The organism is Paracoccus albus (assembly GCF_027913035.1).
Classification (GTDB): Bacteria; Pseudomonadota; Alphaproteobacteria; order Rhodobacterales; family Rhodobacteraceae; genus Paracoccus; species Paracoccus albus.
In genome coordinates, this window is the sequence record NZ_CP115775.1 from 1,722,417 (window position 1) to 1,748,639 (window position 26,223).

The window sequence follows — 26,223 nt, forward strand, 5'->3', positions numbered from 1 at the left end:
AAAAATTTTAAGCTGCGACAAGATGCTTTTCTCCCTCAGATCGGCACCGTACCTATGCTTGCCCCTCCGCAGACGAACAGGGTCTGCCCGGTGATAAAGCCAGCATCGGGATCGGCCAGAAACATGAATGTCCGCGTGACATCTCGAACCGTGCCCAATCGCCCCACGGGAATACGCTTGGCAAGATCGGCTTCCTGATCACTGCCCTTTGGTACAATACCCCAGAAGTTATCCGTCAGTATCGGACCGGGTGCGACGACGTTGACCGTTATTCCATGCTCGGCCAGTTCGAGTGCCCAGGTCCGCGCCATGCCGATCATACCGGCCTTTGACGCGGAATAGGCGGTTCGGGTTTTTGCCCCAAGCGCTGCGCGGGAGGCATTGAACAGGATGCGCCCAAAGCCGCGGGCCTTCATTGCAGGCAGGAACGCCTGCGCCAAAGTCAGCGCCGACGCAAGATGAAGCTGAGTCAGTGCCAGCATTTCATCCGGCCGCGCGTCCTCGATCAGGTTTGGCAGGATAATCCCGGCATTGTGGATGAAATGCGTGACCTCGTGCTTCGCAGCGACATCCGCCGCGGCTTGTGCGACCGCAGCCGGATCGGACAGATCGCAGATCACATGCTCAACCTCCGCCGCCTCGCCCGGATGCCGCGCCAGCGAGATCACCTTCCAGCCCCGCGCGGTCATGTCGGCCGCCAGATCCGCGCCAATCCCCTTGTTTCCGCCGGTGATGACGGCTGTGTATTCGCTCATGGCAGCAACTGAATATTACCGAAGGCCGCATCGCAGTTGAGGATATCGACACGCTTGCCTGCGATTTTGATCCCGCCATCCGTCGCCTTCAGATCATGCGTCACTGTCAAGGCCAGCAATTGCTGTTCATCCAGCCGCGTTTCGACATAGTGCATCTTGGTCATGACCTTCGCTGCATCGTCGGAAATCTCGACGATGCGCGGGCGGTTCAGCACATGGTGGCAGCGGCTTTTCGGTTTCTGACTGAAGGTCCGCGCCCCGGCCAGCCTTTCGATCCGAAGGCGCAGCATGAAGTTGTCCTCATACAGCAGTGAGGTTTCGTTGATCGGGTCCTGCTGGTTCCAGTTCAGCGGCATCCAATAGACCGCATCGGGCAGCCAAAGCTCCAGCCATTCGTGAAACTGGCCCTCATCCAGCATCCACGCCTCGTCATAGATGAAATCGGTGACCTCTTCGCGGTTCATGCCGCACCCCCGATCATGAAGCGTTTCCAGGCATCGAACTGGTTGCGCATCTGGCGTTCGGTCGTGCCATTCAACTCGGCGGTTTCGGTGAAATCCTCGTCGTCCTCGTAAAGCCGCTGAATATTCACCCATTCGAGGCCGTCGGACATCAGCCCTTCCTGCGCGCGCTCATACATTTCCAGATCATCATGCCCGACCATCGAGGTCGGCGCGTTGATCATCCGGTTATACATGGCCGTCCGCGCGGTCAGCTCGGAGGGCGCACCGTCGAGGCTGAAGATCCAGCTTTCGACCAGCGTCTTGTCCGGGCCGAGCGGGATGAAGTTCCGCAATTGCTGGATCGGTCCCTTGATCATGATATTCGGGAAATAGACCGTGTTGTGCCGGTTCTCGCCCAGGATTTCCTGCGCGCGTTCCTCGCCATAGGCTTCGACCATTGCATCGTAATAGCCGGGGATGTCCGAATAGTCGGAATGGATCGAATGATGCACACCGGTATGACCGTGACCGTTCGGCCATGTGCGGATACCCATGTTTTCAAAGAACTCATAGGGCGACATAAAGGGTGCGATGATCTGCATCGCGGGCGGCGTGGGTGTGCCTTCGGGTTTGTCCATCTCCTCCCAGATTTTCACCGCGGTGCCAGCACTGGATTCGTGGGCAACCATCGGGTGGCAGGTATCCGTCTGGTTTTCGACCAGCATCTTCCAGTTGCATTTGTGCATATAGCGCAGCGGCGCACCCGCAACCGTCAGCTTCCCGACAGGAGAGCGGTCGACCATATTATCCAGCGATGACAGGGATTCCCCGAAGAAATCTTCGAAGCTGATCCCTTCCGTCGCCAGCCGCGCGAAGATGAAGCCGCGATAGTTCTTCATGTCGCCCACCGGGGCGAGGCCCTTCGCGGCTTCCGTATCTTCCAGACCCGTGCCCTCATATCCCTTCTTCAGCGGGATCGCGAGCAGACAGCCGTCGGTCTTGAACGACCAAGCGTGATACGGGCACCGGAAGAATTTGCCGGTATTGCCCGCCTTGTCGATGACGATCTTCGTGCCCTTGTGGGGGCAACGGTTATACATGACATAGATTTCGTCATTGCTGTGGCGCACCATAAGCAAAGGCTGATCACCGATCTGCGCGGTGATATAGTCTCCCTTGTTCGGCGTCTGGCTTTCATGGCCGATATAGACCCAGCAGTTCGGAAAGAGATGCTTCATTTCCAGCCGATAGACCTCCGGACTGGTATAAACATCGCGATGAACCTGTTGGGGGCGGATCAAATCGTTGACCCGTTCCTGCAGCGTTGTGGTATCTGTCATGGCTGAAATCTCCTAAAGATCTAGCTTGAGACGGTCTGTCAGCGCGCGGCTGACGCAAATCTGCATGACCTTGCCAGAGTCACGCTCTTCCTTGGAAAGTACGACATCGCGGTGGTCCGGCGTGCCTTCAAGAACATCCGTCTGGCAAATCCCGCAATCACCGCGCTGACAGTCATAGATCAGATCAATGCCTGCTTCCTCCAACGCCTCGATGATCGTCTTGTCCGCCGGCACGGTAATGACCTGCCCGGTGGATGCGACCTCAACCTCGAACGGTTTGTCACCGCTTTGGTGAGAGGTGTTCTCGAACAGCTCGGCGTGAAATTGCGCTTCGGGGCGACCGGCAGCCTCCATCGCCGCGCGGGTGGCGTCGATCATGGGCTTCGGCCCGCAGACATAGATATGCGTCTCGGGATCCGCGCCGTTGACCAAATCTGCAACAGGCACAGGCCCGCCCGCCTGATCGTCATGATGCAGGCTGATCCGGTCGCCGTGACAACCACTCAGCCGGTCGGCAAAGGCGGCCGCTGCGGCCGATCTGCTGGCATAGACCATCCTGAAATCGCGCGAACCCGCGGCAAGTGCCGTCGCCATAGCGATCAGCGGTGTCACCCCGATTCCCCCGGCCAGCAGCAGCACCGGCCCGTCGCCACCATCCAGCGGAAAGTGGTTCTTCGGTCCCGACGCCGAGATTTCATCGCCCGGCCTCAACCCGTGCATGAAGCGAGAGCCACCGTCCCCCTCGTCCTCAAGGCGCACGCCCAGTACGTAAGTTTCTGGCGATGCCGCATTGCCGGAAAAATCAATCAGTGAATAGGCGTTATGCCGGTCGCCGGGCAACGCCACTTCGATATGCGCGCCCGCCTCATATCCCGGCAGAGCCGCACCATCCGCCGATGCAAGTTCGATTTCACGGATCAGTTCGCCGGCATCTTCGACGCGCTGAACGACTAGCTTGAGATCGGACATAAAACCCATCCATCGCTGGTTATGCGTTGGCCAAATTATCGGCATTTGCCCGACTTCCCGTCAAGCTTTAAATTTGAAATAATGAATTTTCATAAATTTCTTGCTTGAAACACCAATGGGTGTAATCTGGCTTTAGGGAATCGCCCCACAGGGCCAGGGAGAACGAAACATGCAACTTAGCAGGAAGACACTCGCCGCTGCGCTTATCGCGCTCGCCATGTCCACCGCAGGCAGCGTGCAGGCGCAGGAAACAACCTTGCGGCTCTCAAACTGGCTGCCGCCCTCGCATCCGGTCGTGAAAGACATCATGGTCCCCTGGGCTGAACAGGTGGCCGAGGCGACCGAAGGCCGGGTAGAGGTGCAAATCCTCGACGCGCCGCTTGGTCCGCCGCCTGCCCATTTCGACCTTGTGTCCAGCGGGGCTGCCGATATCGGTTTCTCGGCCCACAGCTATACGCCCGGACGCTTTACGCTGACGGAAATTGCCGAATTGCCGTTCCTGACCCCCAGCTCCGAAGCGAATTCGGTTGCGCTGTGGAATGTCTGGTCGAACATGCTCGCCGAACAGAATGAACACGCGGGCGTCAAGGTGCTTGCACTGTTCGGCCACGGTCCGGGCCACCTGTTCACGACCGACCGCGCTGTCAGCCCGATGTCGGAACTGGAAGGTGCAAAGATCCGTGTCGCGGGTGCAATTACCGACCAGCTTGTGCAGGGGCTTGGTATGGTGTCGGTCCAGGCGCCTTCTTCCGAAAGCTATGAACTTCTGTCGAACGGGGTGGCCGACGGGATCGTGTTCCCCTATGAATCCGTACCGTTCTTTCGGCTGGACGATGTTGTCACGAACGGCCTTCGCGTCGATGGCGGGTTGTATAACGTGTCATTCTTCTTCGTGATGAATCAGGCAAAATTCGACAGTCTTTCGGAGGAGGACCGCGCAGCCATCGACAGCGTATCGGGTGAAGCCCTTGTGCGCATGGCCGGTCAGGCATGGGATGCCGCCGATGCTGCCGGACTGGCCGCGTTGGAAGGCAAAGTCACCTTCCACGACGCAACCGAAGAAGAGCGCGCCACGATCGAGGAAGATGCGAATGCCATCTACGACCGTGTTCGTGCCGGCTACGAAGCCAAAGGCGTTGACTTCGATGCAGCACTGGCAATGTTCAGGGAAGAACTGGAAAAGGCCGCCCCGTGAACATCGAAACCTTGCGGATGCAGGTCCGCACCGTATCGGCGGTCATCCTTGGGGTGATGCTGCTGGCGCTGACCTGCATCACGGTGCTGGATGTAACTGGGCGCTATATCTTCAATGCGCCCCTGCCCGGCGGGACCGAATTGACAGAGCTGCTGGTCATGGGCGTCATCTTTGCCGGCCTGCCCGCGATCAGTCTGGATGACGGCCACGTCACTGCAGATATTCTCTCACAGCAACTGTCAGATCGAGGCCGCAGCATACAGCTGTTCCTTGCCCGCCTGTGTGCCGTGATCGCGCTGATCCTCGTCTCTATCGAGATGTGGAAACATGGCGCAAGGCTCAGCAGCTATAACCAGACAACCGTCTTTCTTCACATCCCGGTGGGCATCATCGCGCAATTCGCAGCCGGGATTTGCGCGACCTCGGCACTGATTGTCGCTGTGCTGGCACTGACGCGCGCGCCGCATGGAAACTAGGTAGCAACCGCATGGACTGGCCGATTGGAACCGCAATTCTGTTCGCGATGCTGTTTGCCGGCATACCCATCGGCTATGCGCTGACGCTTGTCGGCTTTGTCGGGGTCGCCAGCATTATCGGGATGGACCCGGCACTGGCGATGATCGGGCAGGTCTATGTCGACAGCGGACGAAGCTACACCCTCTCGGTCGTGCCGCTGTTCCTGCTGATGGGGAATATGATCGTCCAATCGAAGATTGCAGATGAGATTTACGATGCTGCCAATGCCTGGCTGCGCCACCGTAAGGGCGGGTTGGCGATGGCGACAGTGGTTGCCTGCGGCGGCTTCGGATCGGTCTGCGGTTCGTCGCTGGCAACTGCTGCGACAATGGGCAAGATCGCCCTGCCCGCCATGCGCCGACACGGCTATTCCGACCGCTTGGCAACAGGGTCCATCGCGGCGGGCGGCACACTTGGCATCATCATCCCGCCCTCTGTGATCCTTGTGATCTATGGCATCCTGACCCAGCAGGATATCGGCAAGCTATTCCTCGCCGGGATCATCCCCGGACTGCTTGGGGTCATCGGCTATATGCTGGCCGTTCGCCTGTCACTCATTATAAGCCGCGAAGAAATCACGCCGCTGTCAAAGCTCAGCCTGACCGAAAGGCTGGTTGCAACGCGCGGCGTCGCGCCTGCACTCGCACTTTTCGCTTTCGTGCTGGGCGGCATCTATCTGGGCGTTTTCACTGCGACCGAAGCCGCCGGCATGGGCGCAGGCGCGTCGATCCTGCTGACCGCGTTTCGTGGTCGGCTGACGCCGCGGGCAACGCTGGCAACCCTGTTCGATACGGGCAAAACCACCGCGGTGATGTTCTTTGTCCTGTTCGGTGCACTGTATTTCCTGAACTACGTCAACCTCTCGGGCCTCTCGACCGATATCCGTGGCTGGGTGCTGGGGCTGGATATGCCGCCCATCGGGGTGATCCTGATGATCATGCTGATGCTGCTGGTGCTGGGCAGCCTGCTGGAAAGCCTGTCCATGGTCATGCTGGTCACACCGATCCTGTTTCCGATCGTCACCGCACTTGGCTTTGACCCCATCTGGTTCGGCGTGTTTCTTGTCGTCGCAACAGAGCTGAGCTATATCACCCCGCCGATGGGCATGAATGTCTTTGTGCTGCGCGTGGTGGCCAAGGACGTGCCAATCGGGCAAATCTTCCGGGGCGTGGTTCCCTTCGTCATTATGGATGTGATACGGCTGATGCTCCTGATCGGCTTCCCCATTCTGGTTCTGCTGATCCCGAACGCGATGTAAGGGCGTGGCGTGCACGAAGCGAGTTCCGAGAAGGCCGGTTTTCTGGACAACTACACTCTGTTCCTGATGGCCGTCGCGAGCGCGAAGGTCAGCAAGAGCTTTCACGAAATCGCTGCAGCACAGGGCCTGTCCGTCGCCGAATGGCGGGTGCTCGCCTGCCTGCATGATCTGGGAACGGCGACGGTCTCTGAACTGTCGCGCCTGTCCTTGCTGGAGCAATCGCGCCTGACCCATCTGATCGGCCGCATTCAGACCCGCGGCCTTGTCAGGCGTTACCGCGACAGTAAGAACCGCAGAAGCGTGCAGGTGAAACTGACGCCTGAAGGGGCAGAGCTTGCAGCGAACCTTGTCCACCAGGCCAAAGAGCATGAGCGCCGCGCCGTCATCGAACGCCTTGGCAAGGCAGATACCGAACGGCTGCACAGATTGCTGCGCAAACTGATGGAAAAGCCGGCCTGAAGGCCCCGTTCAAGCTGACGCAGCCCCGCCGCAGCTTATCGGATCAATCCGGGATGATCGCTGTTGCTTCAATCTCGACCTTGGCACGATCCTCGACCAGGGCAACCACCTGAACAAGCGCCATCGCCGGATAGGATTTGCCGATGGTATTCCGATATGCTTGTCCGATCTGCTTGAGCGACGACAGATATTCAGCCTTGTCGGTCACATACCAGGTCAGCCGAACAAGATGTTCCGGTCGCGCTCCAGCCTCTGCCAAAATCGCGACGATGCTGGACAGCGCTGCCTCCACCTGACTGGCGAAATCGTCCGTCTCGAACTCTTGCTCGGCGTTCCATCCGACGACGCCACCGGTAAAGACCATTCTTCCCGATGCGGCAATGCCGTTCGAATAGCCCGGCGTCGCCTTCCAGCCCCTGGGGTGCAGCACCTCATGTATCATCGGTCAGCTCCTTGAATTCGATAAGTTTGTCCCGCACCTCGTCTGGCCATGGCGTGGCTTTGCCGCCATTGCTGATCCAGACGATTGTCGATGTCGCACGCACACGTTCCTGCCGATCCGCATGGGCCAGAAGGTCCAGCGTCGCACTGGATGTTCCGACGTTCTGAATCCGCAGGCTGAAATCGAGCATATCGCCGAGTCGCGACGGCGCGCTGAATGTGGCCTCAATCCTGACGGTCGGAACGCCCGTACCCTCTTCCATATGCATCCGGCGAAACGGATAACCGACGACTTCGGCAAAGAAGTTCTCCACCACCGAATTCGTCATCTCGAAATAGCGGGGGTAGAAGACGATGCCCGCCGGGTCGCAGTGATTGAATTCAACCTGAATGAAACGGTGATAGCTCATGACATCACACTGCGCGCGATCACCAAACGCTGAACATCGCTTGCACCTTCATAGATGCGCAAGGCACGAATATCGCGGTAGAGTTCTTCGACCTTGACGCCGTGACGCACGCCATCGCCGCCATGCAGCTGGACGGCCATATCAATGACCTCCTGTGCAGCCTCCGTCGCATAAAGCTTGGCCATCGCGGCTTCACGGCTGATCCGGGCCGCACCCTGATCCTTGGTCCAGGCAGCGCGATAGACCAGCAAGGCAGCCGCATCGATCTTCAGCGCCATATCGGCCAGATGCCCCTGCACCATCTGAAGCGAAGCCAGCGCCTCCCCCTGGATCTCGCGGCCTGCCGTCCGCGCAAGTGCCTCGTCAAAAGCGCGCCGCGCCATGCCAAGTGCCGCCGCCCCGACCGTGGGCCGGAAGACATCCAGAACCGACATCGCCAGCTTGAAACCTTCGCCCGCTTTCCCGATCAGCGCCGAATCCGGCAAGAACATGTCGTCCATACGCAACGTGGCAAGCGGATGCGGCGCGATCACCTCAATCCGTTCCGCTATCGACAGCCCTTCACTATCGGCCGGCATCAGGAAGGCGGACAGACCGCGCGCGCCCGGCGCCTCTCCGGTTCGGGCGAAAACAACGTAAAGATCGGCAATTCCGCCATTGGAAATATAGGTCTTCTCGCCATTCAGCCGATAACCCCCATCCACCTTTTCAGCAGTCGTCGCGGTTGCCGCAACGTCTGATCCCGATCCCGGCTCCGTCAGCGCAAATGCCGAAATCGCCGCGCCTGAACGGGTTTTATCAAGCCATTGCCGCTGCTCCGCAGTGCCAAAAAGGCTGATCGCACCCATGCCCAGCCCCTGCATCGCGAAGGAAAAATCGGCAAGTGCATCATGCCGGGCCAATGTCTCGCGGATAAGGCAAAGCGAACGCACATCAATCTTGTCGCCACCCGAATGTTGCAGCCAGCCGGCCTTGCCCATTGCGGCCACCATACCCCGGCAGGCATCATCGACATCGCTATGATCGACCGGCAGGTTCCTGTCGGCCCAGGCATCCAGCCCCTCGGCCAACTCACGATGGCGAGCCTCGAAAAACGGCCAGTCCAGAAAGCTACGATCCATTCTTCTTCACCCCAATACCCCAGGGGGTCCGGGGGCTGGCCCCCGGCCCTGCATCAGTTACCTTCGAAAACCGGCTTTTCCTTCGCCACGAAAGCGCGATAGGCCCGCTCAAAATCGCGGGTCTGCATACAAATGGCCTGCGCCTGCGCTTCGGCCTCAATCGCCTGTTCCAGACCCATGTTCCATTCCTGGTTCAGCTGGGTCTTGGTAATGCCATGTGCGAATGTCGGGCCGGCAGCGATCCGATGCGCCAGCCTCAGCGCCTCGTCCTCCAGGGCATCGGTCGCGTGCAGAGCATTCCAGAACCCCCAACGCTCGCCCTCATCCGCGCTCATGACACGGCCCGTATAAAGCAGATCAGCCGCCCTGCCCTGACCGATGATCCGCGGCAGCATGGCGCAAGCCCCCATGTCACAGCCGGCCAGACCGACCCGCGTGAACAGAAAGGCGCATTTCGCATCCGGCGTCGCCAGCCGCAGGTCCGAGGCCATTGCGATGATCGCGCCCGCGCCGACGCAGATACCATCGACCGACGCAATAATGGGCTTGCCGCATCCGATCATCGCCTTGACCAGATCACCCGTCATGCGGGTGAATTCCAGCAGACCCCTCATATCCATCCCGACCAAGGGGCCGATAATGTCATGCACATCCCCGCCCGAGCAGAAATTTCCGCCGTTCGAGGCAAAGACCACCACGTCGATATCGCTGGCATAGACAAGCGCGCGGAACGTGTCGCGCAACTCGGCATAGCTGTCGAAGGTTAGCGGATTCTTCCGGTCCGGCCGGTCCAGACGGATGATCGCGACGCGGTCGCGCACCTCCCAGAGGAAGTGCCGGGGTTTAATCCCTGCCATCTCGGTCATGTCATTCCTCCTGTCAGGATCATTACTGAACAACGCATGTCAGACCTCACCGCCCGCGATTGCGATTGCCTGTCCGTTCACTGCAGCAGCGCCTTCGCTACACAACCACAATGCAGCCGCACTGACCTCCTCCGGTTGAACCAACCTGCCCTGCGGGTTTGTCGCCGTCAGCGCCTTCATTGCAGCCTCACGTTCGCCACCGGTCTTTTCCATAATGTTGGCAATGGAGCGCTCTGTCATTTCGGTGTCCAGAAAACCGGGACACAACGCGTTGGCCGTAATGTCACGCTTTGCGATTTCCAGTGCCAGACTGCGGATCATGCCGATCACACCATGCTTCGCGCCAGCGTAAGGCGCGACATAGCGATAGCCCTTCAGCCCGGCAGTCGAGGCGACCGCAATCAGCCGCCCCCAGCCGGGCATCTGGATCAGCCCTTCGCGCAATGTCAGGAATGTGCCCGTCAGATTGACCGACAGCATCGCATTCCAGTGATCCAGATCGACGCGGTGAAACGGTGCGCTGTCTGATGCACCCGCATTGGCGATGACGATGTCACAGGTTCCGGCCTCGGCGAACATTGCCTTGACGCTCGCCTCATCCGTCACATCCGCAGTCACCGCGCGCGCGCCAGGCAGGGCTGAGGCGACAGCTTCCAGCGGCTCGACCCGGCGGCCGGTGATGACCACACGCGCACCGGCACGGCTGAAGGCCCGTGCCAGTTCCGCGCCGACACCCGTCCCGCCGCCGGTAATCAGAACCTGTTTCCCCGATAGCGACATAGCCTGCCTCAGAAAAACGCCTGCAACCCGGTCTGCGCCCGACCGAGGATGAGCGCGTGAACGTCATGGGCACCTTCATAGGTATTCACCGTCTCAAGGTTGCACATGTGACGGAAGACCGGGAATTCGTCCGAAATGCCGTTGCCGCCATGCATATCCCGCGCCATCCGCGCGATATCGAGCGCCTTGCCGCAATTGTTCCGCTTGATGATAGAGATCATCTCGGGCGCCATCTTGCCCTCTTCGAACAGCCGGCCCACACGCAGCGCGGCCTGAAGGCCAAGGGAGATTTCGGTCATCATATCGGCCAGCTTCTTCTGGAAAAGCTGCGTCTGCGCCAGCGGCTTGTTGAATTGCTTGCGGTCCAGCCCATATTGCCGCGCCGCGTGCCAGCAGGCCTCTGCCGCGCCCATGGAGCCCCAGGCGATGCCGTAGCGCGCGCGGTTCAGACAGCCGAACGGACCGGCCAGCCCCTCAATCTCGGGGAACATGGCGCTTTCCGGCACCTCGACATTATCCATAACGATTTCGCCGGTGATCGAGGCGCGCAGGCTCAGCTTGCCTTCGATCTTCGGTGCGGACAGCCCTTTCATGCCCTTTTCCAGCACGAAACCGCGGATTTTATTGTCATGCGCTTCGGATTTGGCCCAGACGACGAACACATCGGCAATAGGAGAGTTCGAGATCCACATCTTCGAGCCGTTCAGGACATAGCCCCCATCCGTCTTTTTGGCCCGCGTTTTCATGCCCCCCGGATCAGAACCTGCATCGGGCTCGGTCAGGCCAAAACAGCCGATCCACTCGCCCGAGGCCAGCTTCGGCAGGTATTTCTTCTTCTGCTCTTCCGAGCCATAGGCATTGATCGGATGAATCACCAGCGAGGACTGCACGGACATCATCGAGCGGTAGCCGCTATCCACGCGCTCGACCTCACGCGCGACAAGACCGTAAGACACATAACCCGCACCGATCCCGCCATATTCTTCCGGCAGCGTGACACCAAGCAGCCCCAACTCTCCCATTTCACTAAAGATCGCGGGATCGGTGTTTTCGTTCCGAAACGCCTCACGCACACGCGGTTGCAGCTTTGATTGCGCATAGGCGTTTGCGGTGTCGCGGATCATCCGCTCTTCCTCGGTCAGCTGCTGCTCTAGCAGAAACGGGTCATCCCACACGAGCTTGTTGCTGTCTTTCATGGTCATTCCTCTTTTCTCACGGTCAGTCTGACCCGGTTTGTCACTGTCGGCAGCGCAGAGCCAGCGTTTTCCAGCCTAACCGCGCATATGGCGGCCCGGCGCAGCTTTTCGCTGTAATTCTAGCAACTTCTCTCGCGATTTTTCGGCCTCTCGGAAGGCTTGCATCGCCCCGCTGATATATTGCTTCGGCCAGGACTTCTTGTTCAGAGCCCCATACCAGGCAGCCGCCTGATTGGCGAAGAAAGGGTTCCACAGGTGGGGGCGACCGACGGCCACCAGATCGGCGCGCCGGGTGTGCAGGATGGTGTTGACCTGCGCGGCCTCGGTAATCGCGCCGACAGCCATCGTCGCTATTTTCGGGACGTTCCGGACAGCTTCGGCCAGATGGGTCTGGAACATGCGACCATAAACAGGTTCCTGATCCGGCACTGTCTGGCCCGCCGATACGTCAATCAGGTCGCAGCCAGCGTCGCGGAACGCCTCGGCAATGGCCAGCAAGTCGTCCTCGGTCAGGCCGCCCTCTTTCCAGTCGGTACCGGACACACGCACCGACATCGGCCGATCCTCGGGCCAGACGGCCCTCATCGCCTCGAACACCTCCAACGGATAGCGCACACGGTTTTCAAGGCTGCCGCCATACTCGTCGCTGCGTTGGTTGGTCAGTGGCGACAGGAAGGAAGCCAGCAGATAGCCATGCGCACAATGCAGTTCCAGCATGTCAAACCCGGCCCGCGCAGCGCGTTCGGTCGCCTGTACGAACTCGGCCTTGACACGGTCCATGCCGGCGCGGTCAAGCTCCGCCGGGACCTGACTTTCACCCTCGAACCAAGGGATCGCCGAAGCAGAGACAAGCGGCCAGTTCGCGCCTTCATCCGCAATCGGATGATCCGCCGCCTCCCAGCCAAGCTGGGTAGAGCCCTTGCGCCCCGCATGACCCAACTGCATCGCGACCTTGGCACCGGTATTGTCATGAATGAAATCCACGATTTCTTTCCAACGCCGCTCATGCTCATCGGTCCACATGCCCGGACAGCCTTCGGTGATGCGGGCATCGGCGGAAGGACAGGTCATCTCGGTATAGATCAGCCCCATGCCACCCGTCGCATGCCCGCAATAATGCACCTTCAGCCAATCTGTGGGATTGCCGTCCTTATCTGCGCTGTATTGCGCCATTGGCGACATCACCACCCGGTTCATGACCTCCATCCCGCGCAGCTTGAAGCGAGAGAACATCGGCGTCGGCCGCGTCTCGCGCAGATCCTCGCCGGTTTCGCGCAGATGGCGGGCATACCATTCGTCATCTGCCCTGCGCACGAATTCCGGGTCGCGCACGATCAGATTGTCATATGTGATCGACTTGGCCCGGCACATGACGACCATGGCGAACTGATACGGCTCCATATCCCATGACCGGTTCATGTGTTCGAACCACGCCAGCGAGACGTCGGCATTGTGCTGAATAATCTGGCACGGGGTGCGGCGCGCGTCGTCATAAGCCTGAAACGCCGCCTGCACATCGGTTTCTGCATGTTCCAGCAACGCATCCGACAGCGCGATTGCACATTCCATGGCCAGCTTTGTGCCTGACCCGATAGAGAAATGCGCGCTCGCCTTCGCGTCACCCAGGATAACGATATTATCAACAAACCAGTTTTCGCAGAACACCCGCGGAAAGTTGCGCCAGTTCGACCGGTTCAGCAGCAGGGGATGACCGTCCAACTCTTCGGCAAAGATCTTCTCAAGCTTCGCCTTGGAGCCTTCCTCGTCATATTCCTCGAAACCGTGAGCCTGCCAGGTTTCCTCATCCATCTCGAACACCCAGGTCGAGCGGTCGTCCTGATACTGATAGCAATGCGCGACCATCGGGCCGTGCTCTGTCTCGCGGAAGAAATAGTTGAACTCATCCATCGGCCGGCTGGAGCCCATCCAGCAGAAACGGTTCGACTTCCACACCGTGCTCGGCTGGAAACCTTCCTTGTAATATTCACGGATCGCAGAGTTGATGCCATCCCCCGCAACAATCACATCGGAATCGGCAAAGCGGGTTTTCAGGTTTTCCGGCCTGATCTCTACCCCGAACTCCATCTTCACGCCCAGTTCGGCGCAACGATCCTGTAAAATCGTCAGCAAGGTTTGACGAGAGGTGCCGCAGAAGCCGTTGCCCCCACAGCGCATTTCCTGCCCCTTGAAATGAACGGCAACGTCATCCCAATAGGCGAATTTGTCGCGGATACGTTCGAATACCGGCTTATCGCGGTTCAGGAATTCATCCAGCGTTTCATCCGAAAACACGACGCCGAAGCCGAAAGTGTCATCACGCTGGTTGCGCTCATAAACCTCGACCTCCCAGTCGGGACGCGCCTTCTTCGTCAGAAGTGCCGTATAAAGCCCGCCAGGTCCGCCACCTATCACCGTGATTTTCAAAGCCGTCTCCTGCGAATCGAACAACCAGCACTTCGCAAGACGTACCACATTCGGGCTTCTATTTTAAGTTCAAAATATCTGATTTTGAAATTTTCTGCCTTGGCATTAACCTCTCAGACCGGACCGCCCGCCAACTACGCAAGAAAAAACCCCGGCCGCATTACTGCTTTGCCGGGGTTCGGTTTGGTTTCGCCGAGGCGTCTTGTTCAGGCACTTTTCTGCACCAGCGTCTCAATGTCGGCACGGCACAAGCCGATATCGTTCAGCTCACGCTCGGTCAGACGGTTCAGTTCGGCGCGAGTTTCGCGGCGATGCTGCCAGACGCGCAGGGCAGCGGCAATGCGCGCAAACGGGCCTTGGGCTGCGTTCATGCTAATCATGGTCATATCAATATCCTCACTTCCTTCTGCGCCAGGATCGGCGCTTTTCATCGAGTGAGACAAAGATAGGGTTACGCTGCAGCCGCAACCAGCCATTAAAACCGCAAAGCCGCTATGCATTCGGCTCATAAATTACGGTTTTAATAGAATTTTAATCACGCAAACGTCACACCCGGTCGCGATCTCGGCGTATGAATGTGATCGCTATCGCTGCGCTGCAGCATCACCAGTCACCCAAATGCTCCTGAAACAGGGTCAATGCTGAAACCGCAGCCGTATCTGCCCGCAAAATGCGCGGTCCAAGGCTGATCGGCGTCACGAACGTCGCGTCACTCAGGCGCTTTCGCTCCGCGGGGGAAAAACCTCCCTCAGGTCCGATCAGCAGGGCCCATTTCCCGCGATCCAGTTGCGACAGCGTATCCGCCGGACCAAATCGCGACTCATCGGCCCAAAGGATGCGACGACTGGCATCCCAATTCTGCAAAAGGCCGGAAAGCTGTTCCATCGCCGCAACCTCCGGCACAAATGTGCCGCCGCATTGTTCGGCAGCCTCGACGGCATGGGCCTGAAGACGGTCCTGCCGGATACGTTCTGAATTGGTGAAATCCGTCTGTATCGGGACGATGCGGGAAGCGCCGAGTTCGGCCGCCTTCTCGACGATGAAATCGGTGCGGGCCTTTTTGATCGGCGCAAAAAGCAGCCAGAGATCGGGCGGGTCGAGTTGAGGCCTGATCTGCCCCAGCAGCGACAATTCACCCCCGCGCTTTGATGCAGCGACGATCTCGGCTTCCCAGCCGCCGTCTTTACCGTTGAAAACCTCGATCACGGTGCCTGGCTTCAGCCGCATCACACCTGAAATGTAATGCGCCTGATCCGCGTTAAGCGCTACGGCTTGCCCAGAGGCAAGCGGGTGATCTATGAACAGCCTGACTTTTGACATGGGATATTCCTATGAAACCCGCCCTGCAAATACCAGACGCCGTGCGCGATGCCGTCAACGGAAACTGGGTCGATAACGCCGCCCCCGCACATTGGCGGCCCTGGCTGCGGCTGAGCCGCATTGACCGGCCCATCGGAACCTGGCTGCTGCTGCTGCCCTGCTGGTGGGGCGTCGGGCTTGCGATGATGGCGACAGGACCGCGATGGTTCGATCTGTGGATCATTATCGCCTGCGCCATCGGGGCGGTTGCGATGCGCGGTGCAGGTTGCACATGGAACGACATCACTGACCGCCATATTGACGGATCAGTGGACCGGACGGCAAAACGACCAATTCCGTCCGGACAGGTCAGTGTTCGCGGCGCGGTGATCTGGATGGTGATGCAGGCACTTATCGGACTGGTCATGCTGCTGACCCTTGGAGGTGCTGCGATCTGGCTTGGTATCCTCAGCCTGCTGCCGGTCGCGATATATCCATTTGCCAAGCGCTTTACATGGTGGCCGCAGGTATTTCTGGGCATCGCCTTCAACTGGGGTGTGATGCTGGCATATGCGGCGCATCGCGGCGGGCTGGACTGGGCACCCATTATCGCGTGGTTCGGCGGAATAGCGTGGACGGTGTTCTACGACACGATCTATGCGCATCAGGACTACGAATACGACGCGCTGATCGGCGTGAAATCAACGGCACGGCTTTTTGGTGAGGATACCAAGAAATGGCTGACGCTTTTCGGAGCCCTGGCGCTGATCTTGCTGGCCATCGCGATCTCTGCCACCGGAACAAGCGGCACAGGCTGGATGATCGCCATGATCGGCCTTGCAGGTTTTGGCACGCATCTGCTGTGGCAGTTGCGCAAACTGGACCTCAATGATTCAGATATGCAGCTTTTTCTGTTCCGCTCAAACCGCGATGCCGGGCTTGTTCTGGCGTTTTTCCTTGTCCTTGCCGGAATCGTGTAGCTGGCGAAGATTTACAACCTCACCGCACAAGATTAACTCACGCAAATGGCCGAGTTGAATAAATCCAGCAAAAACAGCAGATCGGAAGGACGCGCTGCCCGTGTCATCCTGACACTGTTGGCGCTTGCGACCGCCGGCGCGGCGAGTTGGGAAGTTGCCACCCGCATCGCCGCCGAAATCGAAACCCGCACCCGTTCGCAGGCGCGCGCCGCACTGACTGCAGAAGGGCAGGACTGGGCAAGGATCACAACCGACGGATTGTCGGTCCGCCTGACGGGCACCGCCCCGGATGAGGTCGAACGTTTCCGCGCCCTCAGCGCGGTCAGCAGCCTGATCGACGATCGCCGGATCGACGACCGCATGACAGTGGCGGAACGCGCTTTACTGGAACCGCCGGATTTCACGCTGGAACTGATGCGACAGGGCCAGACGGTATCGCTGATCGGTCTGCTTCCCGCCCGCACGGATCGCGAGGCACTGGCCGAACGCCTGTCGCGCAACGATACAGAGGTCACGGATCTGACCAGCACAGCCGCCTTCCCGGCCCCTGCAAACTGGCGGCAAGCGCTAGATTTTGGCCTGCGTGCGACAGAGATACTGGAGCAGGGAACGATATCCGTCACTCCCGGAACAGTGCGTATCGCAGCGAACGCGGCATCACCCGACGAAAAAGCCCGGATCGAGGCGGAACTGGCAGACGCGACACCAGAAGGGCTGGATGTCCGTTCCACGATTTCGGCACCGCTGCCGGTGATTGCGCCATATCACCTGCGCATGTCACGCGAAGGCGAAACCGCAGTTCTGGAGGATTGCGCCGCCGAAACCGCGGCTGCGTCGGAACGCATTCTCGCCGCTGTGGTAGAGGCTGGCGCGAATGCGGATTCCCTTGAATGCGAACTTGGCATAGGTGCCCCGCCCGGTTGGGATGAGGCCGTGCTGGCGGCTATCGGTGCGGCTGGCGACGGGACGCTGGATATCCTTGATACAGCAGTGCGGATCACACTTCCCGCGACGACGAGCGACGATGATCTGACCGCCACGGATGAGGCGCTGAAAGAAGCTTTGCCGGCGACGTTTTCACTGAGCCTGCAAAGGGCGGAATCGGCACCGGACGCAGGGCCGGCCCGTTTCACAGCCGAAATCGGCGTCACGGCACCGGCAATCATCGCCGGCGTTATTCCAGATGACACGATGCGCCAGACCGTTCAGTCCCTTGCCCGCGCCCAGCTTGGCCCGATCGAGGGCGAGTTGAAGCTTGATCCGGGTGTTCCCGAAGGCTGGCCGCTGCGCGTTCTGGCTGGACTTGATGCGATGGGCGTGGTGGATCGCGGACAACTCAGCGTCACCCAACAGCTTATCCAGGTGACCGGCGTCAGCGGCGACCAGTTCGCAACCGAAAAGGCTGTCGCAGCGCTTGCGACCCGCTTGGGCGCGGGCGCCGATTACGAACTGGCGATTGCCTATGACCGCAGGCTCGATCCGCAGATCGAACAGCCCGACGGCATCAGCTGCGTCGACCGCCTGAACACCGTGATGCTCGAATCTGAAATTGGCTTCGAGCCGGGTGGATCGGGCATCGCAGGTGACATCGGCCCTGTTCTGCGGGAAATGCGACCGATTATGGAAGATTGCGCTGACTTCCAGATTGAGATCGCAGGCCACACCGACGCGCAAGGCGGTGAAGATTCCAATATGCGCCTGTCGCTCGGTCGCGCAGAAGCCGTGCTGAACGCCATGCAAGAGGCCGATCTGCCAGTTCAGAACATGGTGGCGCAAGGATATGGTGAGACGCGCCCCATTGCCGAGAACGACACACAGGAAGGCCGCGAAGCCAATCGCCGTATCGAAATGACCCTGCTGTCACCCGACCCCGTGGCAGAGCCGCTACCGATTGCGCCCTCGACCACTGGTACCACGCCTGGCGCGGAAGCCGCGACCGAGGCATTGCTGGCGGCGATGGATAATGCGCCGGTGCCCGATCCCGATATCCCTGCAACACCGTTTGACACCGAATCCCTCGCCGTGCCGCCACGGATAGAGCCGCCTGCGGAAGTTCTGGAGGCCACGCCAGACACACCCCGCCCACCAGACCGGCCCGAAATAGACATCGAGGTCGAGGACATCACCGAGGAGACGCAATGACACGCGAAGACTTCATCGTCGCAACCGCCCTGATCCTGTTCGCGTCATTCGTTCTCGGCTGGTTTTCCTGCTGGCTGGTCGGTCGACTGACACGACCGGGCCGGGCGGAGTTTGCGCGCCACAACCAGCTTACCGCGGATCTGCACGCGGCCGAAAACGCAAGGGATCAGGCGATCACGGAAGGCAAGGAACGCGAAGCGGCGTTACACGAACGGCTGGCCTTCGCGACGAGTGAACTGACTCAGTCGAGGGCCGCACTTGCCGAGGCTTCCGTCGAAATAGAAGAGCTTCGCGACTATATCGACCGCAACCTTGGAAAACCCGTTTAGGCAATAGAGCGCGCCGCGCAGAGGGAAGCGCGCGGCGCGGCATTTCGGTATCCGGCCCTGATCAGACGCCAGCCTCGACAATGGCACGCGCCAGAACCGGAACGCTGTCCTTGTTCAGACCCGCAATGTTCAGCCGCGAATCCCCGACCATATAGATCGCCGAGTCCTCTTTCATCCGGGCCACCTGTTCCGGCGTTGCGCCCAGACGCGAGAACATGCCGCGATGGTCGGCGATGAAGTCGAATTTATCCGTACCCGACAGGCTGCGCAGTTCTTCGGCAAGTTGCGTGCGCAGACCCAGCATGGTCAGGCGAACCTCTTCCAGTTCGGCTTTCCAGTCGGCGCTCAACGCCTCATCGGTCAGGATCGTCGAAACGATTCTTGCGCCGTGATCGGGCGGGAAACTGTAGGTCTGCCGGTTCAGATAGGCCATCGCGCCCTGCGACATCTCACGCGCCTTATTGTCTGCGGTCAGGGCCATCAGAATGCCCGTACGCTCGCGGTAGATCCCGAAATTCTTAGAGCACGAGGCCGCAATCAGCACCTCTGGCAAGCGCTCGGCGATCATGCGCGTCGCCGCGGCATCCGCATCAAGCCCGTCGCCGAAACCTTGATAGGCCAAGTCGATCATCGGGATAGCGCCGGTTTTTTCCAGCGATGCCGCAACGGCATCCCATTGTTCTGCCGTCGGATTGGCACCGGTCGGGTTGTGGCAGCAGCCATGCAGCAGCACGACGTCGCCCTGTTTTGCTTTGCCCAGTCCTTCCAGCATCGCCTCAAAGGCAACGCCGCGCGTGTCATTGTCGAAATAGGGATATTCGACAAATTGCTGGCCCATGAATTTCAGGATCGACAGATGGTTCGGCCATGTCGGGTCCGATACGTGGATGACGGCATCGGGGTTCGCCATGCGGACCAGTTCCAGCCCCTGCCGGATCGCGCCAGTACCACCGACCGTTCCAACCGAAGCGATACGATCACCTGCCACACCGCCCAACACCATCGAGGCCATCGCATCGCGATATTCTTCGGTGCCCGCAAGGCCGGTATAGGCCTTTGTGTCCTGGCTTTCCCAAATCTTCTGCTCGGCGGCTTTGACAGCACGCATGACAGGCGTCAGCCCGGTCGGGTCCTTATAGACACCGACGCCAAGGTCGATCTTACCCTGTCTTGTGTCGGCCTTGTATTCGCCCATCAGGGCCAGGATTTTATCGGGGGCTTGTGGCTTCAGGTTGCCCAGCATCATGCGTCTCCGGTTGCGATCTTGCTGTCTGGATGGGCGCCCCATTCGGTCCAGGAACCATCATAGAGCGCGTGATTGCGATGCCCCAGCCTCTCCAGGGCAAGCGAAAGCGAGGCGGCGGTGATCCCCGACCCGCACGTCGTAATGACGGGACGCGACAGATCCACCGACGCATCGTCGAATTGGGCGCGCAGGGCATCCCCGGATTTCATCGTTCCGTCCTCATTATAGAGCCGATCGAATGGCAGGTTCTTCGCACCGGGCATATGACCGGAGCGCAAACCCTCGCGCGGCTCTGGCGCTTCACCGCGAAAGCGTGGCGCGGCGCGGGCATCCACGATCTCATGCGTGCCCAGCTGTGACGCGGATGCGACCTCTTCACGATTTCGCACCAGTGCCGCATCGCGACTGGCCTGCACATCTTCACCGAGAAGGCCGGTAACATCCGCCGTCACGGGCCGGTTCTCTGCCAGCCACTTGCCCAATCCGCCATCAAGGACGGCGACATTGGAAAACCCCATCAAGCGGAACGTCCACCACGCCCGCGCAGCACTGCGTGTGGCGGCATGGTCATAGATCACCACCTGCTGACCGGGCCCAATACCCATCTGACCGACCTTCCCGGCAAAAACCGCGGGTGAGGGTGCCATGTGCGGCAGATCGCTGTCAGGATCGGAAATGGCGTCGATGTCGAAGAACTGCGCACCGGGAATGTGGCGTTCATCAAATTCCGCTTGGGCATCCCGGCCTGCGGCAGGCATATGCCAGCTTGCATCAAGTATACGAATATCCGCATCACCCAGCCGCGCCGCCAGCCAGTCCGTTGAAACCAGCGTTTTCGGGTCATCAGTCATACGCGTGCCCTTCCTGCTGCGGTTCATGCCGATCCGATCTATCGCTGACGCCAAGTAGGAGCAAGCTTTATAAGGCAAAACGTCGGTCCCGCGTTGCACCGGGGCTGCGCGGAAGAGTGCAATCCACCACAACCGCGCGTCTTTACTTCCCGCCGACGCGCCCCTATCTCTGCGCGATCATGGCCAAGAAAAACGACGATCCGAATTACAAAGTCATTGCGGAAAACCGCCGCGCGCGCTTCGATTACTTCATCGAAAGCGATCTGGAGGTTGGCATCATCCTGACCGGGTCCGAGGTGAAGTCGCTGCGCACAGGCCAGTCCAACATCGCCGAAAGCTATGCCTCGGTTGAGGATGGGGAGCTTTGGCTGATCAATTCTTACATCGCCACCTACCTGCAAGCCGGCGTTTTCGGGCATGAGGAACGCCGTCGCCGCAAATTGCTGGTTTCAAAAAAGGAATTGGCGCGACTATGGGCTGCCATCGGGCGTGACGGCATGACGCTTGTTCCGCTGGTGATGTATTTCAACCATCGCGGCCTGGTGAAGCTGAAGATCGGCATCGCCAAAGGTAAAAAGGTCGCCGACAAGCGCGAAACCTCTGCCAAGCGCGACTGGAACCGGCAGAAGCAACGTCTGCTGAAGCAAAACCTGTAATGAGGCAGCAGATCGGTTTGCGCCCGGCATCAACGGGCGCAGCCCCGCCGGCCCCTTCAACACCCGCTCAATGCCCGCGCTTTTGTCGGATACGCAGCGTGATGCGCTGACGGATCTCGGCGTCTTCCTCGGCCAACGCGGACATCAGCGCCTGCATTTCACCACGAAGCCCATGCACCTCGTCCAGCGTCGACATCATGAGCGTTAGCGCTTCGCCGTCCAAACCGTAATCTTCGGTAAGGCTGCACAAAAGCTGCGCACGTGCGCGGTCCACGTCGCGATAGCTGTCACCCGCATCAGACATGACTGGCTGAATTACCCTCAATTCGACATAGCGAGCCAGCCGGGGGGCGGTAAGATCCTCTATTGCGGCGATAAGTTCCTCGGCGGTATAGCGTGCCATCCTAGCCCCCCATGCCCTTGCGCGGATCATAGGCGTGACCCTTGCGCCAGTTTGCCATGAAATCCCTCAGACCATCGTCAATCTCCGAGGGCATGACGATCTTGAGCTGCACATATTGATTGCCGCCTTTGATGCCCTTGCCTTTCAGGCGAAGTCGCTGACCCGTGGACGCACCTTTCGGTACATTCATCGCGACTTTTCCGGTCAGGGTCGGCACCTCGATCTTGCCGCCCAAAACGGCCTCATCAATCGAGATCGGCAGCGTAATCGTCACATCATTGCCGTCACGAGACCAGTCGGGATGCTCGCGCACATGCAGCGTCAGATAGGCATCGCCCCGCGCCCCCTCACCATAGCCTTCGCCGCCCTTGCCGCGCAGACGTATGTTCTGGCCGTCCGTTGCACCTTCGGGAATCTTAACGTCGAGCGTGTTTCCATCCGGCAAAGTGATGCGCGTCGTGCCACCATTCGCCGCGGTCATGAAGTCGACATCCAGATCATAGCGCAGATCCTGACCGCGCATATTGAACCCTTGCTGTCCCGCACCCGAGCGCCGGTAGCCCTGAGCGGACCCGCCAAAATCGCGCGGATCGAAACCGCCGCCCTGTCGTCCACCAAACAAATCCTCGAAAACATCCGAGAAATCGCCGTATCCGGCTGATGAGTGCTGGCGATAGGGACTGTCGCCACGCTCGGCAAAATCGCGATAATATTGCTGCTGGGGACGTTCCTGCCCCTGTGCGTCGATTTCGCCAGCATCGAAGCGCGCCCGCTGCTCGGCGTCTTTCAGCAGGTCGTAGGCTGCGGATGCGGCCTTGAACCGCTCTGACGCTGCCGGGTCCGGGTTCAGGTCCGGGTGATCCGTCTTGGCGATCTTGCGATAGGCCTTCTTGATTTCGTCCTGCGTTGCGGTCTTGGCGACGCCCAACGCCTTGTAAGGATCATCCATGACCCTGCCCCCCTTTATTTCGTGATCAACGCGACTCTGCCGTCGGGGTTTCATCGCGGAAATAAGACGCGAGCGGTTCGGGAATCGCAAACTCCTTAAGTGCGCGTGCCCGCGCCATTGGCGACATCTTGCGGGCGGTCAGGCGGACGATACGGTCCATCTCCTCTGCCGTCTGGGTTTCGGAAAACGGGGCCATGTAGTGGCGCATGAAGGTGAAGACGGCGACATCCTCCATCGCCTGTACTTCGTCATCGCGCTTTATGCCTTCTTTACGCAGCATCTTTTCGGCGTGATCCGCATCCTTCTGATCGTAGCCGACGTCAATCATGATCTCAGCCACCCGCGCTGCATGGCGTCGGCCCTGTTCGGTGCGCCATTGCAGGTAACCCTTGCGGTCGTCGGGATAATCCTTGCGCGGCAGCTTCCAGCGTTCGATATGCTGGCCCCGGCAGGCGATCTGCAGGGGTTCGGACGCATCAGGATACAGCCCGCGCTGTTCCGTGGTCATCCGCTGCCCATAAAGCAGCTCTGCCGGCTGGCCATTTTCAAGATTGGGATCTTCGGCATTGGCGGCGTCGATCCGGGCGAAGGCTTGGTCGAGTCTCTGTGTCATGCCGCCATCTTGCCGCGCCGCTTCGGCCATGTCATGTGCTATTCATGCTGACCAATGCCGATATCACCGAATTGACCGCGCTGCGCCGCAAAATTCATCAGGCACCCGAACTGTCGGGCGAGGAATATGCCACTGCCTCGCTGCTGGCGGGATTGATGCAGGATTTCGGTGCGGATGAGGTGATCGCTGGCGTCGGCGGGACCGGCGTTGTCGCGGCTTTTCGCGGCACCGAACCGGGGCCGGAGATCATGTTCCGCGCTGAACTGGACGCATTGCCGATAACCGAGGCCGCTGGACCCGCGCATATATCCGTAGCGCCAGGTATTGCCCATCTTTGCGGGCATGACGGCCATATGGCTGGTGTCGCCGGGCTTGGCCGGATGATGGCGCGAAACCGTCCGAAGCGCGGCACCGTCTGGCTGCTGTTCCAACCGGCCGAGGAAAACGGCGCAGGTGCGGCCGCGATGTTGCAGGACAGCCGGATGCCCCGTTTCGACTACGGTTTCGCAATCCACAACTTCCCCGGCGTGGCGCAGGGGCATGCCCTGCTTTCGAAAGGGGCGATGAATTGCGCCTCGGTGGGGATGCGGGTCTTGCTGGACGGCGCGACTTCACACGCGTCAGAGCCGGAAAAGGCGAAGACACCATCGCTGGCGCTTTCCGCGATCGTTCCTGCGCTGCTCAGCCTTGCCCACAGCGATGTGACGCAGCCCGATTTCAGGCTTGTCACAATCACCCATATCAACATGGGGGAACCGGCATTCGGCATCACGCCCGGTGCGGCAGAGATCTGGGTGACATTGCGCACGCAGCGCGATGATGCGATGGCCGCGCTGCGGCAGGAGGCAACGCATATCGTCGCAGAGGCCGCATCTCTGCATGACCTTTCTGTGGCGTTCGAATGGCACGATGAATTTGCCGCCTCGATCAATCATCCCGAAGCTGCTGAGATCATGGCACGCGCGGCAGAGGTGGTCGGGCTGCAAGTCTCTGACGCGCAGTTGCCCATGCGGGCATCAGAAGATTTCGGGCGTTTCGGCGCAACGGCCAAAACTGCGATGATCCTGCTTGGGGCGGGCAAGGATCATCCGCCGCTTCATGCAGAAAACTACGATTACCCGGACGAGCTTATTGCGCCCTCTGTCAGGCTGTTCGAAAAGATCGTCCGCGACCTTACCGGTTAAGCGCCTCGCGCAGCATCAGGTATGATCCCTTCGGCGTGCGTTTCTGCGTTTCGTAATCCACATGCACGATGCCAAAGCGCGGACCGTAGCCATGTGACCATTCGTAATTGTCCAGAAGCGACCATTGGAAAAAGCCGCGAAGGTCGACCCCGTCGTCTATGGCGCGCTTCGCAGCTGCCAGATGGTCGCGGATGTAGGCCTGACGGATATCGTCGCTGACATGACCGTCCAGCACACGATCATCCCAAGCCATTCCGTTTTCCGTGACATAAAGCGGCGTTCCTTTTGCCTGCTGTCCGACGCGCATCAGGAACTCATACAGCCCATCAGGTCGGATTTCCCAGCCAAGCTGCGTCTTGGCCAAAGGTCCGGGAATTGCTTCGCCGGCTGGCCACGGACCATCGACAGCCCGATAGATCGCCCGCGTATAGTGATTGATCCCGATCCAGTCGAGCGGCGCGGCGATGGTTTCCATATCCGCCTGCCAGTCTTTGGGCAGATGCGGCTGAAGCCCCTCTAGCGCCGCGGCGGGATAGCCTGCGCCTGTCACAGCCTCTATGAACCAGCGGTTATAGATCGCATCCTGACGCAGCGCTGCCTGCATGTCATCGGCCCTGCGGCTGGCCGGATGCGCGGTTTCAAAGTTCAGGACAATGCCCAGGTTGTCGTGACCTTCCGCCCTCAACGCCGCCATCGCAGTGCCATGCGCCAGCAAAGTATGGTGCATCGCATGTGCGGCAGCACGAATGTCGCGCAACCCCGGCGCGTGGACACCCAGAAAATGCGACAACCACGCAATACACCAAGGCTCGTTCAGCGTGGCCGTCATGTCGACCCGGTCACCCAGACGCTTCATCACGGCAAGCGCATAGTCCGTAAACCGGGGGGCAATGTCGCGGTTGGTCCAGCCCCCCTTCATCGCCAGATCGGAAGGCAGGTCCCAGTGATAGAGGGTCAGCGAAGGCGTCAAGCCGCGCTCTGCCATGCCATCGACCAGCCGGTCGTAGAAATCCAACCCCTCTGGGTTGGGCGTGACACCATCGGGCATGACCCGCGCCCAACTGGTCGAGAAACGATAGGCGTCGAAATTGCCGTCCCGGATCAGGTCAAGATCCTGTTCCCAGAAATGATAGTGATCGCAGGCGACACCGCCCCCCTCTGCCAAAGTCACATTGCCCGGTGTCGCGGCAAAGGTATCCCAATGGCAGGCACCTGCGCCGCCGAACCGGCTGCCTTCGATCTGATAAGCCGCGGTCGAAACGCCAAACAGAAAACCTTCGGGAAAATCTTTACGGGTCGGCATGGGGCTGGTCATCGGGCACCTCCAATCTGCCCCCATTCCTACGACTCCCGCCTGCCCGCGCCAATCCCCGGATTGATCCCGCCGCCCCCACACGC

28 protein-coding genes are annotated in these 26,223 nt (G+C 59.9%); 9 read left to right on the forward strand and 19 right to left on the reverse strand.

Annotated elements, in window-relative coordinates:
• Positions 1-35: 35 nt before the first annotated feature.
• Genes PAF20_RS08550 through PAF20_RS08565 form a run of 4 tightly spaced genes read right to left on the reverse strand, consistent with a single transcriptional unit; the run spans position 36 to position 3,507 of the window.
• Positions 36-755: an SDR family oxidoreductase gene (locus PAF20_RS08550; protein ID WP_271070259.1), complete on the reverse strand. Its 720-nt coding sequence runs from the start codon at positions 753-755 to the stop codon at positions 36-38.
• Positions 752-1,219, reverse strand: coding sequence for an aromatic-ring-hydroxylating dioxygenase subunit beta (locus PAF20_RS08555; RefSeq protein WP_271070260.1), 468 nt, complete (start codon positions 1,217-1,219; stop codon positions 752-754). The genes PAF20_RS08550 and PAF20_RS08555 overlap by 4 nt, the downstream gene beginning before the upstream one ends.
• Entirely contained in the window at positions 1,216-2,538 is a 1,323-nt protein-coding gene (locus PAF20_RS08560) for an aromatic ring-hydroxylating dioxygenase subunit alpha (RefSeq protein WP_271070261.1), read from the reverse strand. Before PAF20_RS08560 ends, PAF20_RS08555 begins: the two co-directional genes overlap by 4 nt.
• Before the next feature lie 12 nt (positions 2,539-2,550).
• A complete protein-coding gene (locus tag PAF20_RS08565) occupies positions 2,551-3,507 on the reverse strand; it encodes a PDR/VanB family oxidoreductase (protein WP_271070262.1) in 957 nt (318 codons plus the stop codon).
• A gap of 169 nt (positions 3,508-3,676) precedes the next feature.
• On the opposite strand from PAF20_RS08565, the gene PAF20_RS08570 reads away from it, so the two are divergent.
• From PAF20_RS08570 to PAF20_RS08585, 4 genes are read left to right on the forward strand one after another with little or no spacing between them, the layout of a single operon-like run.
• Complete coding sequence (locus PAF20_RS08570; RefSeq protein ID WP_271070263.1) at positions 3,677-4,702, forward strand: TRAP transporter substrate-binding protein; 1,026 nt, start codon at positions 3,677-3,679, stop codon at positions 4,700-4,702.
• On the forward strand, positions 4,699-5,178 hold the full coding sequence (locus PAF20_RS08575; RefSeq protein ID WP_271070264.1) for a TRAP transporter small permease: 480 nt from the start codon (positions 4,699-4,701) through the stop codon (positions 5,176-5,178). Before PAF20_RS08570 ends, PAF20_RS08575 begins: the two co-directional genes overlap by 4 nt.
• Positions 5,179-5,189: 11 nt before the next feature.
• Entirely contained in the window at positions 5,190-6,476 is a 1,287-nt protein-coding gene (locus tag PAF20_RS08580; RefSeq protein ID WP_271070265.1) for a TRAP transporter large permease, read from the forward strand.
• Between the two features lie 9 nt (positions 6,477-6,485).
• The gene (locus tag PAF20_RS08585; RefSeq protein ID WP_271070266.1) at positions 6,486-6,935 is read left to right on the forward strand and encodes a MarR family winged helix-turn-helix transcriptional regulator; all 450 of its coding nucleotides are present in this window, start codon (positions 6,486-6,488) and stop codon (positions 6,933-6,935) included.
• A 43-nt stretch (positions 6,936-6,978) separates the two neighbouring features.
• On the opposite strand, the gene PAF20_RS08590 is transcribed toward PAF20_RS08585, so the two are convergent.
• The 9 genes from PAF20_RS08590 to PAF20_RS08630 form a co-directional block, all read right to left on the reverse strand.
• Positions 6,979-7,377 carry a RidA family protein gene (locus PAF20_RS08590; protein WP_271070267.1) on the reverse strand — a complete coding sequence of 133 codons (399 nt, stop codon included), beginning with the start codon at positions 7,375-7,377 and terminating at the stop codon, positions 6,979-6,981.
• Entirely contained in the window at positions 7,367-7,786 is a 420-nt protein-coding gene (locus tag PAF20_RS08595; protein ID WP_271070268.1) for an acyl-CoA thioesterase, read from the reverse strand. Before PAF20_RS08595 ends, PAF20_RS08590 begins: the two co-directional genes overlap by 11 nt.
• Positions 7,783-8,907, reverse strand: coding sequence for an acyl-CoA dehydrogenase family protein (locus tag PAF20_RS08600; RefSeq protein ID WP_271070269.1), 1,125 nt, complete (start codon positions 8,905-8,907; stop codon positions 7,783-7,785). The genes PAF20_RS08595 and PAF20_RS08600 overlap by 4 nt, the downstream gene beginning before the upstream one ends.
• A 53-nt stretch (positions 8,908-8,960) precedes the next feature.
• A complete protein-coding gene (locus PAF20_RS08605; RefSeq protein WP_271070270.1) occupies positions 8,961-9,773 on the reverse strand; it encodes an enoyl-CoA hydratase family protein in 813 nt (270 codons plus the stop codon).
• Between the two features lie 39 nt (positions 9,774-9,812).
• Positions 9,813-10,553, reverse strand: a complete 741-nt coding sequence (locus tag PAF20_RS08610) for an SDR family NAD(P)-dependent oxidoreductase (RefSeq protein ID WP_271070271.1) — start codon at positions 10,551-10,553, stop codon at positions 9,813-9,815.
• Between the two features lie 8 nt (positions 10,554-10,561).
• Complete coding sequence (locus PAF20_RS08615; RefSeq protein WP_353620581.1) at positions 10,562-11,749, reverse strand: acyl-CoA dehydrogenase; 1,188 nt, start codon at positions 11,747-11,749, stop codon at positions 10,562-10,564.
• A 75-nt stretch (positions 11,750-11,824) separates the two neighbouring features.
• Positions 11,825-14,173: an oxidoreductase gene (locus tag PAF20_RS08620; protein ID WP_271070273.1), complete on the reverse strand. Its 2,349-nt coding sequence runs from the start codon at positions 14,171-14,173 to the stop codon at positions 11,825-11,827.
• A 206-nt stretch (positions 14,174-14,379) separates the two neighbouring features.
• Entirely contained in the window at positions 14,380-14,559 is a 180-nt protein-coding gene (locus PAF20_RS08625; protein ID WP_271070274.1) for a DUF1127 domain-containing protein, read from the reverse strand.
• A gap of 217 nt (positions 14,560-14,776) precedes the next feature.
• Positions 14,777-15,493: a 16S rRNA (uracil(1498)-N(3))-methyltransferase gene (locus tag PAF20_RS08630; protein WP_271070275.1), complete on the reverse strand. Its 717-nt coding sequence runs from the start codon at positions 15,491-15,493 to the stop codon at positions 14,777-14,779.
• A gap of 11 nt (positions 15,494-15,504) precedes the next feature.
• On the opposite strand from PAF20_RS08630, the gene ubiA reads away from it, so the two are divergent.
• From ubiA to PAF20_RS08645, 3 genes are read left to right on the forward strand one after another with little or no spacing between them, the layout of a single operon-like run.
• On the forward strand, positions 15,505-16,452 hold the full coding sequence (gene ubiA, locus PAF20_RS08635) for a 4-hydroxybenzoate octaprenyltransferase (RefSeq protein WP_271070276.1): 948 nt from the start codon (positions 15,505-15,507) through the stop codon (positions 16,450-16,452).
• A gap of 45 nt (positions 16,453-16,497) precedes the next feature.
• Positions 16,498-18,594, forward strand: a complete 2,097-nt coding sequence (locus PAF20_RS08640) for an OmpA family protein (RefSeq protein ID WP_271070277.1) — start codon at positions 16,498-16,500, stop codon at positions 18,592-18,594.
• Complete coding sequence (locus PAF20_RS08645; protein ID WP_271070278.1) at positions 18,591-18,923, forward strand: hypothetical protein; 333 nt, start codon at positions 18,591-18,593, stop codon at positions 18,921-18,923. The genes PAF20_RS08640 and PAF20_RS08645 overlap by 4 nt, the downstream gene beginning before the upstream one ends.
• 61 nt (positions 18,924-18,984) lie before the next feature.
• Here the strand turns inward: PAF20_RS08645 and PAF20_RS08650 are convergent, their stop codons facing one another.
• Both PAF20_RS08650 and sseA read right to left on the reverse strand, forming a co-directional pair.
• Complete coding sequence (locus tag PAF20_RS08650; protein ID WP_271070279.1) at positions 18,985-20,166, reverse strand: amino acid aminotransferase; 1,182 nt, start codon at positions 20,164-20,166, stop codon at positions 18,985-18,987.
• Entirely contained in the window at positions 20,166-21,020 is an 855-nt protein-coding gene (sseA, locus tag PAF20_RS08655) for a 3-mercaptopyruvate sulfurtransferase (protein WP_271070280.1), read from the reverse strand. The genes PAF20_RS08650 and sseA overlap by 1 nt, the downstream gene beginning before the upstream one ends.
• Positions 21,021-21,199: 179 nt before the next feature.
• Here sseA and smpB point away from each other — a divergent pair, with 179 nt between their 5' ends.
• On the forward strand, positions 21,200-21,676 hold the full coding sequence (smpB, locus tag PAF20_RS08660) for an SsrA-binding protein SmpB (RefSeq protein WP_271070281.1): 477 nt from the start codon (positions 21,200-21,202) through the stop codon (positions 21,674-21,676).
• 67 nt (positions 21,677-21,743) lie between these two features.
• On the opposite strand, the gene PAF20_RS08665 is transcribed toward smpB, so the two are convergent.
• From PAF20_RS08665 to PAF20_RS08675, 3 genes are read right to left on the reverse strand one after another with little or no spacing between them, the layout of a single operon-like run.
• Positions 21,744-22,079, reverse strand: a complete 336-nt coding sequence (locus tag PAF20_RS08665; RefSeq protein ID WP_271070282.1) for a hypothetical protein — start codon at positions 22,077-22,079, stop codon at positions 21,744-21,746.
• Position 22,080: 1 nt separating this feature from the next.
• Positions 22,081-23,028 carry a DnaJ C-terminal domain-containing protein gene (locus PAF20_RS08670; protein WP_271070283.1) on the reverse strand — a complete coding sequence of 316 codons (948 nt, stop codon included), beginning with the start codon at positions 23,026-23,028 and terminating at the stop codon, positions 22,081-22,083.
• 25 nt (positions 23,029-23,053) lie between these two features.
• Positions 23,054-23,641 carry a DUF4202 domain-containing protein gene (locus PAF20_RS08675; protein ID WP_271070284.1) on the reverse strand — a complete coding sequence of 196 codons (588 nt, stop codon included), beginning with the start codon at positions 23,639-23,641 and terminating at the stop codon, positions 23,054-23,056.
• Between the two features lie 44 nt (positions 23,642-23,685).
• On the opposite strand from PAF20_RS08675, the gene PAF20_RS08680 reads away from it, so the two are divergent.
• Positions 23,686-24,825: an amidohydrolase gene (locus PAF20_RS08680; RefSeq protein ID WP_271070285.1), complete on the forward strand. Its 1,140-nt coding sequence runs from the start codon at positions 23,686-23,688 to the stop codon at positions 24,823-24,825.
• On the opposite strand, the gene PAF20_RS08685 is transcribed toward PAF20_RS08680, so the two are convergent.
• The gene (locus tag PAF20_RS08685; RefSeq protein WP_271070286.1) at positions 24,815-26,140 is read right to left on the reverse strand and encodes a GH1 family beta-glucosidase; all 1,326 of its coding nucleotides are present in this window, start codon (positions 26,138-26,140) and stop codon (positions 24,815-24,817) included. The two genes, PAF20_RS08680 and PAF20_RS08685, sit on opposite strands and share 11 nt — an antisense overlap.
• Positions 26,141-26,223: the final 83 nt, after the last annotated feature.